1 protein-coding gene is annotated in these 5,859 nt (G+C 71.6%); it reads left to right on the top strand.

Annotated features, from left to right (window positions below):
* Nucleotides 1-381 precede the first annotated feature (381 nt).
* Nucleotides 382-5,859, top strand: a 5,478-nt coding sequence (locus E1289_RS36015; protein ID WP_131988404.1) for a type I polyketide synthase, incomplete at its 3' end; no start/stop codon positions are given.

Here is a 5,859-nt window from a genome sequence, read left to right as displayed (position 1 = left end):
CCCCTAGCACCCCGCGGCCGGGCTCCCCCGCCCGCCTCCGAGCCGCGCCGGCGCGGCGCCGTCCACCGGCGGGCGCCGGCGAGAGGCGGGCGGGGCGGGCCCGGCTTTCCGCTGCCGGCGACGACCGCCGTCCCCCTGCGGCACCCGCCGTCCAGGGGCATTTCGGCATGCCCGGACGCCGACGATTTTTGCACGGCCGCCTGTCAAACGCCGTGGGCCCTTGTCTCGAACACGGCAATCTGGGCGAAGACAATCCGACTCGCCGCGCCGCACTCTCGACAGAGTCGAACCGGCCACCCCGCGGATGCTCCTCGATGACTCATTCCAGCGCCGGAACCAGCTTGATTCGGACCCTGTCATCAATGGAATAGGCCAACTGCAATGGACAATGGAATCGCCATTATCGGCCTGGCCTGCCGCCTTCCGCGAGCCGCGGACGCGGACGCTTTCTGGCGGCTCCTGCGGGCGGGCGAGAGCGCCGTCGGACGGGTCCCCGCCGACCGGTGGAGCACCGGGCCGGACCCCGCCGGGGCGTCGGCGGCCGGTTCCCTTCCCGGCACCGAGCACGGGGCCTTCCTCGACCGCGTCGACCTCTTCGACGCCGAGTTCTTCGGCATCTCCCCGCGCGAGGCGGCCGCGATGGATCCGCAGCAGCGGCTCATGCTCGAACTCGCGTGGGAGACGCTGGAGGACTCCGGCATCGTCCCCGCCGCGGTGGCCGGTCACCGGGTCGGCGTGTTCGTGGGAACGATCGGGGACGACTACGCGCGGCTCGTCCACCGCCGGGACACCGCGGCGATCACGCGGCACAGCATGACGGGCCTGCACCGCAGCGTGATCGCGAACAGGGTGTCGTACACGCTCGGGCTGACCGGCCCCAGCCTCACCGTCGACACCGGCCAGTCGTCCTCGCTCGTGGCCGTCCACCTCGCCTGCGAGAGCCTCGCCAAGGGCGAGTCGGAGCTGGCGCTGGCGGGCGGGGTGAACCTCATCATCGACCCGGCCAGCTCGGTAAGCGCCTTCAGGTTCGGCGGCCTGTCGCCGGACGGCCGCTGCTTCGTCTTCGACTCCCGCGCCAACGGTTTCGTCCGCGGCGAGGGCGGCGGTGCCGTGCTGCTCAAACCGCTGGAGCGCGCCATCGCCGACGGCGATCCCGTCTACGGCGTGATCCGCGGTACGGCCGTCAACAACGACGGCACCGGCGACGGGCTCACCGTGCCCAGCGCGAAGGCGCAGGCCGCCGTCATCGAGGACGCGTGCCGGCGGGCCGGTGCGGGGCGGTCGGACGTCCAGTACGTCGAGTTGCACGGCACGGGCACCAGGGTCGGGGACCCCATCGAGGCGGCGGCACTGGGCGCGGCGCTGGGGGCCGCCCCGGACGAGGCCCCGGAGCGGGGCGCGGCTCGCGGCACCGCGCTGCGCGTGGGCTCGGTCAAGACCAACATCGGGCACCTCGAAGGCGCCGCCGGCATCGCCGGGCTCCTCAAGGTCGCGCTCGCGCTGAAGCACCGGACGCTGCCCCCCAGCCTCAACTTCGAGTCGCCCAATCCGCGCGTCCCGCTCGATCGCCTCGGCCTGCGCATGCAGACCACGCTCGGCCCCTGGCCGGACGGGGAACGGCCCCTCGTCGCCGGGGTCAGCTCCTTCGGCATGGGCGGGACCAACTGCCACGTCGTCGTGTCGCAGGCACCGGCGGGCGTCTCGACGGCCGCGCCGGCGGCGTCGACCGGCTCGGATGCCGGAGACCGGCACGGCGACCGGCCGGCGCCGCCCCTGCTGGCCCTGCCGGTCTCCGGGCGCAGCCGTACGGCGCTGAGGGACCAGGGACGGCGGCTGGCGGAGCGGCTGCGGGAGGCACCCGACCTGGACCCGGTGGACGTCGGCCTCGCCCTCACGCGAACGCGCACCCTGTTCGAGCACCGGGCCGTCGTCACCGGCGCCGATCGCGCCGAGCTGCTCGAAGGGCTCACCTCGTTGGCCAAGGGCCGAGGACGGCCCAACGTCGTCTCCGGTCTGGCGGGAACCGCGGGCCGCACCGCCTTCCTGTTCAGCGGCCAGGGCAGCCAGCGGCCCGGAATGGGCGCCGAACTGTACGAGGCGTTCCCGGTGTTCGCCGACGCGCTCGACGAGGTCCTCGATCACCTCGATCCGCGGTTCGACCGTCCGCTGCGCCCGGTGATGTTCGCATCCCGGGACGACGGCGAGGCGGCGCTGCTCGACCAGACCGCGTACACGCAGGCGACACTCTTCGCGCTCGAAGTGGCCCTGCACCGTTTGTTCGCGTCGTGCGGCGCCGTCCCCGACCTCCTCATCGGCCACTCCATCGGTGCCATCGCCGCCGCGCATGCCGCCGGGGTGCTGTCGCTCGCCGACGCCTGCACCATGGTCGTCGCCCGCGGCCAGGCGATGCAGGCCCTCCCCGCGACGGGCGCGATGGCCTCGCTCGACGCCACCGAGGACGAGGCGCGCGCGCTGGCGGAGGAGTACGGCGGGGGTTTCGGAGTCGCCGCCGTGAACAGCCCCCACGCCGCCGTGATCTCCGGGGACCGGCCCGCCGTCCTCGACGCGGTCGGGGCGTGGAAGGGGAACGGCCGCAAGGCGAAGCTGCTGCGGGTCAGCCACGCGTTCCACTCCGCGCACATGGACCCCATGCTGGAGGAGTTCGGCCGGGTCCTGCACCGGCTCACCTTCCGCCCGCCCGAGACACCCATCGTCTCCGACCTGACCGGCCACCTCGCCACCGCCGAGCAGCTCACCGACCCCGCCTACTGGGTCGACCACGCCCGGCACACGGTGCGCTTCATGGACGGCGTCCGATGTCTGGAGCGGCAGGAGGTCACCGATTTCCTCGAAATCGGCCCGGACGCCGTGCTCAGCGGGCTCGCCGCGACGAGCCTCGCCCGCCGCGGGAACCCGACCGGCAAGACGCGGGTGGCGACGATCCCCACGCTGCGCCGCAACAGATCCGAGGTCCGCACCTTTGTCGCCGCCCTGTGCGGCCTACACGTTCACGGCGACCCGGTGCGCTGGGAGGCCGTCCTCCAAGGCGCAGGCCGGGAAGCCGGGGATCTGCGCGCCGTGCGGAAGCTGCGGCTCCCGACCTACCCCTTCCAGCGGAAGCGCCACTGGATCGAGGCCGTGGCCCCGGCTCCGGCTCGCGTCCAGGCGCCGGTTCCGGCTCAGGCACCGGCGGACTCGGCGGACCAAACCCAGGACGCGGACGATGACGCCGTCGCCGCGGCACTCGGTGAAGAGCAGGACGGTGTGCTCTCCACCGCGGCAGACCCGGCGGCGCGGTTCGCCGGGCTGAGCGACGCCGAACGGGACCGCGCGCTCCTGGAGACCGTCCGGCTGAACACCGCACTCGTCCTCGGACACGCCGCACCGGACTCGATCGACCTGGCCCGCACGTTCAAACAGCTCGGCTTCGACTCCATGGCGGCCGTCGAACTCCGGGACCGGCTGACCGAGTCGACGGGCTTGCCCCTTCCCACCACCCTCACCTTCGATCACCCGACTCCGGCCGACCTTTCGCGGCACCTGTCCGCGGTCGCCACCGGCCATCCCGACGGCGAGGCCGACGACACCGCCCGGAGCGGTCCCGCTACCGACGAACCAGTGGCGATCGTGGCGATGGGGTGCCGGTACCCGGGTGGTGTGTCGTCTCCCGAGGATTTGTGGGAGCTGGTCGAGCAGGGCCGCGACGCCATCACCCCGTTTCCCGACAACCGGGGCTGGGACCTGGACGCCCTCTTCGACCCCGCCCCCGATACACCCGGGAAGTCCTACGCACGGGAAGGCGGGTTCCTGCACGACGCCGACCAGTTCGACGCCGCGTTCTTCGGAATCTCGCCCCGCGAGGCTACGGCGATGGATCCGCAGCAGCGGCTCCTGCTCGAAGTCGCCTGGGAAACCATCGAACGCGCCGGCATCGACCCCACCAGCCTTCGGACGAGCCGGACCGGCGTCTTCGCCGGCATGATGCCGCAGGGGTATGGGCCGCCCCAGCACGAGGCACCGGAGGAGTTCGCGGGCTACGTGCTGACCGGGACCACGAACAGCGTGGCATCCGGTCGCATCTCCTATGTGCTCGGCCTCCAGGGCCCGGCGTTGACAGTCGACACCGCATGCTCGTCGTCGCTTGTCGCACTGCATCTGGCCGCCCATGCCCTGCGCACGGGTGAGTGCGACCTGGCGCTGGCGGGCGGAGTCACCGTCATGTCCACACCCGGCATGTTCGTCGAGTTCAGCCGCCAGCGCGGGCTGGCGGCGGACGGGCGCTGCAAGCCCTTTTCGGCGAGCGCCGATGGCACGGGATGGTCGGAGGGTGTCGGTCTGGTGCTGCTGGAACGGTTGTCGGACGCCCAGCGCAACGGCCGGCACATCCTGGCCGTGATCAAGGGGTCGGCAGTCAACCAGGACGGCGCCAGCAACGGCCTCACCGCACCCAACGGACCCTCACAAGAACGCGTCATCCGCCAAGCACTCGCCGGTGCCCGACTCGGTTTCGGTGATGTGGACGCCGTCGAGGCCCACGGCACCGGCACCACGTTGGGCGACCCGATCGAGGCCAACGCACTGCTTGCCACCTACGGTCGGCACCGCGACAAGCCGCTCTACCTGGGCTCTCTGAAATCCAACATCGGTCACACGCAGGCCGCGGCCGGGGTCGCCGGAGTCATCAAGATGGTCCAGGCCATCAACCACAGCCACCTCCCCCCAAGCCTGCACGCCGACGAGCCCTCCCCCCACATCAACTGGGATTCGGAAACCGTCTCCCTGCTCAGCCAGGCTCAGCCCTGGCCCGAGGTCGACCGGCCCCGCCGTGCCGCTGTGTCCTCCTTCGGAGTCAGCGGCACCAACGCCCACCTCATCCTCGAACAACCCCCGAAACCTGCACCCGTCCAGACCACGGTGACGACACCGCCCACCACGCCCGCACTCGCCTGGCCGCTGTCCGCGAAAACCCCCCAAGCGCTCCGCGCCCAAGCCCAACAGCTCCTGGACCACCTAGACCACCACCCCGACCTCAACCCGATCGACGTCGGATACACCCTGGCCACCGCCCGCGCCGCTTTCGCTCACCGCGCCGTCATCACCGGAACCGGACTGGACGACTTCCGCACCGGTCTGCGGGCACTGGCCACCGGGCAGTCCGCCCCTGGGCTGACGCTCACACCCTCCACCTCCGGGGACAACAGGATCGTCTTCGTGTTCCCCGGCCAGGGATCGCAGTGGCCCGGCATGGCCACTGAGTTGCTCCGCACCTCACCGGTGTTCGCCGACCACATCCACGCCTGCCATCAGGCGCTGGCCCCCCACACCGACTGGTCCCTGCTCGACCTACTCCACCAACGCCACACCGCTCCCGCTCTGGAACGGGTCGACGTCGTCCAACCCGCCCTGTTCGCCGTCATGACCGCCCTGGCCAAACTCTGGCAACACCACGGCATCCACCCCCACGCCGTCATCGGCCACTCCCAAGGCGAAATCGCCGCCGCCTACACCGCCGGCGCACTCACCCTCAACGACGCCGCCAAAACCATCGCCCTACGCTCCCAAGCCCTCACCACACTCGCCGGCACCGGCACCATGGCCCACATCCCCCAACCCGCCCACCACATCCAAAAACACCTCCCCAACGGCGCCACCATCGCCGCCATCAACAGCCCCAACAGCACCACCATCACCGGCACACCACACGCCATCCACGAACTGGTCGACCACTACAAGGGACAAGACGTCGACGCGCGACTCATCCCCGTCGACTACGCCTCACACTCACCCCACATCGACACCCTCCACGACACCATCCTGCGCGACCTGGCCGACATCACCCCTGCCCCCGCCACCACCCCC

The sequence above is a fragment of the Actinomadura sp. 6K520 genome, from assembly GCF_004349245.1.
Lineage (GTDB): Bacteria > Actinomycetota > Actinomycetes > Streptosporangiales > Streptosporangiaceae > Spirillospora.
The sequence above is the reverse complement of the archived record's forward strand: the minus strand, read 5'-3'. Positions and strand labels throughout refer to the sequence as shown.